This is a genomic window from Mesorhizobium sp. M4A.F.Ca.ET.090.04.2.1 (assembly GCF_003999085.1).
Taxonomy (GTDB): Bacteria; Pseudomonadota; Alphaproteobacteria; order Rhizobiales; family Rhizobiaceae; genus Mesorhizobium.
This window is the reverse complement of the sequence record NZ_RZOT01000682.1, coordinates 1-2,679: the sequence shown is the minus strand read 5'-3', so window position 1 is coordinate 2,679 and position 2,679 is coordinate 1. Positions and strand designations below refer to the sequence as shown.

Below are 2,679 nucleotides of genomic sequence, written 5' to 3'. Positions count from 1 at the left end.
GTCGCGCGGCGGACCGATCAACATCGACATGGCGGCCGCCAAGGCTCACGACATCCGCGTCGTCAACGTTCCCGGCCGCCATGTCGATGTTGATCGGTCCGCCGCGCGACACAGCGACCAGTTTCAACGCCGGAAGGCGCCGCATCATTCCATCCGAGAGCGGAGCGAGCTGGGTCACCAGGATCTCGGCATCGCCGACAAAATCGACCACCTCGTCCGGATGGCCGAAATACTCCTTTACCTTGTCGAGGCCGAGCGCGGTGTTGCCGAACTCCATCGGCTCGTCGGGCCACGCGGTTTCCAGCGTGCGGATGTCGAGGCTGTTGCCGCAGGCCTTCTCGATCTCAATCCGAAAGACCTCCGGGAGCATGAAACGGTCGCCGATGATCGCAATTTTTCTATGCATGCTCGACTTTCTCAATTTGCCTTCGCCGCGGCCATCGACCGCCAGACCGGACGCAACGCCTCGCGCGCCAATGTGTAGGATGGCGCCATCCTGTCGTAGATGGCGGCGAGTTGCGGGTCGCTCGGCTCGGCCTTGCCGAGCAGAGGCGTGACCCATTCGGCGACGCAATCGTCCATCGACCGGTAGAGGCCGACGCAGACCGCCGCGATCATGGCGGCACCCGCGGCGCCCGCCTCCTCGCGCTCGCTGGTGCGCGTCGCGGCGCCGACGGCGGCGCCGAGGATCTTGCGCAGGGCCGGGCTGCGCGCCGCGCCGCCGGTGAGGCGGATCTCTCGCGGCAGCGAGCCCATGGCGGCGTAACAATCGCGCGAAGCGAAGGCCAGCCCCTCGAAAACGGCGCGCACCATGTCGGCATAGCCGTGGCGCGAGGAAATGCCGACGAAGCCCGCCCTTGCATTGGCATCGACGAACGGACCCCGCTCGCCGGCCTCCGACACATAGGGCTGGTAGATCAGCGAAGCCGGCTTCGACGACGATATCCAGCCGTCGACCAGCGCGATCATCTCGCCATTCGAGCGCGAGATGCCTTGCGCGGCAAGGATGCCGGAGGCGAGCCCTAGCACCCAGTCGATGTTGAGCGTCGCCGCCATGTTCGACTGCATCTGCGCGAAGACGCCGGGCGCCGGCATGGTCATGGTGTAGCCGGTCTTGGCCTCGTTCAGGAGCACCTCGTCCGGGGTCTCGGCAAGGCGCATGTGCATGCCGGTGGAGCCAATGATGGAACAGCCGGGCTTGCGCTGGCGGTCGAACAGGCCGGCGCCGAGCGCGGTGCAGGCGACGTCGACATAGGCGAGTACGACCGGCGTGCCGGCGATCAGCCCGCTGGCATCGGCCGCCGCCTTGGACAGGGCGGCGCTTTGCCTGGTGCCGTCGACGATCGGCGGCAGCAAATGCCGGAGGTCGGCGACGCCGAGCACGTCGAGCACATCGTCGGAGTAATCGCGCGTGCGGAAATCGCCGAAGGTGAAGGTCCCTTCCGAAGGGTCGGTGGCGCGCTCGCCGGTCAGCTTGAAATAGAGCCAGTCCTTGCAATGGAATGCCGTCGCGGCGCTGGCAAGCATTGCCGGCATGTTTCGTTTCATGAAGACGAACTGCGATCCCTGCTGGCAGGCGGCAAGCCCGCTGCCGGTCTTTTCGAAGCGCAGTCGGTCCTCCGGCCGGGCGCGGATCTCCTCGACCTCCCTGGCGGCGCGCGCGTCGAGCCACAGCCAGCCTTTGGCGACTGGCTCGCCGGCCTTGTCGATCAGCCACGTGCCGTCGCCCTGCCCAGTCACCGCGATGGTGATTACCCGGTTAGCGAGGTCCGGCACCTTGTCGGCCAGCTGGCGAAGCGTGACCGCCGTATCGGCCCAGGTGCGCGCCAGGTCCTGTTCGGCGCCACCGCCCGGCAGCGTCTCGTAGCGGTTCGGCAGCGCGGTGGCCGCGATCTGCCGGCCCGCCTTGTCGAAAGCGACGGACTTGATGACAGACGTGCCGGCGTCGATGCCGATCAGCACATCCCGCATCAGGCAAGCTCCATCCCGTGCGAAATCGCCCTGCCGTCCGCCTGGTCGAAGACGTGCAGGTTCTTCGGGTCGATGCTGACATTGATCGGCGCCCCTAGCTCGAGGCGGGTGCGGTCATGCTCGACCAGCACCAGCGAGCCGCCGGCGAAATCGGCGGCGATATGGGTCTGGTCACCAAGCCATTGGTTGGCCGAGACGGTGGCCGGCACGCCGTCCTTCGAGCGGCGTACCGCATAGGGCCTGACGCCGATGACGACGCGCTCGCGGGCAAGCAGTTGGTCGCGCACCGGGCCGCTGAAGGCGTCCTTGTCGTAGTCGAGCGACAAGCCGTCGGGCAGCCTCAGGCTGATCTTGCCGGCGGCCGTGCCGACGAAGGCCTCGAAGACATTCATCGGCGGCTCGCCGACGAAGGTGCCGGTGAACAGGTTCGCCGGCCGCCGCTTGATCATGTCGGGCGTGTCGAACTGCTGCAGCACGCCGCCTTCCATCACCGCGATGCGGTCGGCGAGGGCGTTCGCCTCGGTCTGGTCGTGGGTGACGAGGATCGCGGTCAGGCCGCGCTCCTTGATGAAGTGCTTGATACGGCCGCGCAGCACGGCGCGCAGCTGCGGCTCGAGCTGGCCCATCGGCTCGTCGAGCAGGTGCAGGTCGGCGTTGCGGATCAGCGCCCCGCCGAGGCTGGCGCGCTGCTGCTGGCCGCCGGAGATC

The 2,679-nt window shown here is 67.6% G+C and carries 2 protein-coding genes and 1 pseudogene; all 3 read right to left on the bottom strand.

The features are described from left to right. Positions 1-406 (bottom strand): annotated as a pseudogene (locus EN781_RS30330) (oxidoreductase); the annotation flags it as partial. 11 nt (positions 407-417) lie between these two features. Then, positions 418-1,971, bottom strand: coding sequence for an FGGY-family carbohydrate kinase (locus EN781_RS30325; protein ID WP_126056075.1), 1,554 nt, complete (start codon positions 1,969-1,971; stop codon positions 418-420). After that, positions 1,971-2,679 (bottom strand): ABC transporter ATP-binding protein (locus EN781_RS30320; RefSeq protein WP_145965716.1); only part of this gene is annotated, 709 nt, incomplete at its 5' end. The genes EN781_RS30320 and EN781_RS30325, both read right to left, overlap by 1 nt.

What these genes read in the sequence shown, in the direction of transcription:
- EN781_RS30325 (WP_126056075.1), bottom strand. Translation starts at nt 1,971, where the DNA reads ATGCGGGATGTGCTGATCGGCATCGACGCCGGCACGTCTGTCATCAAG.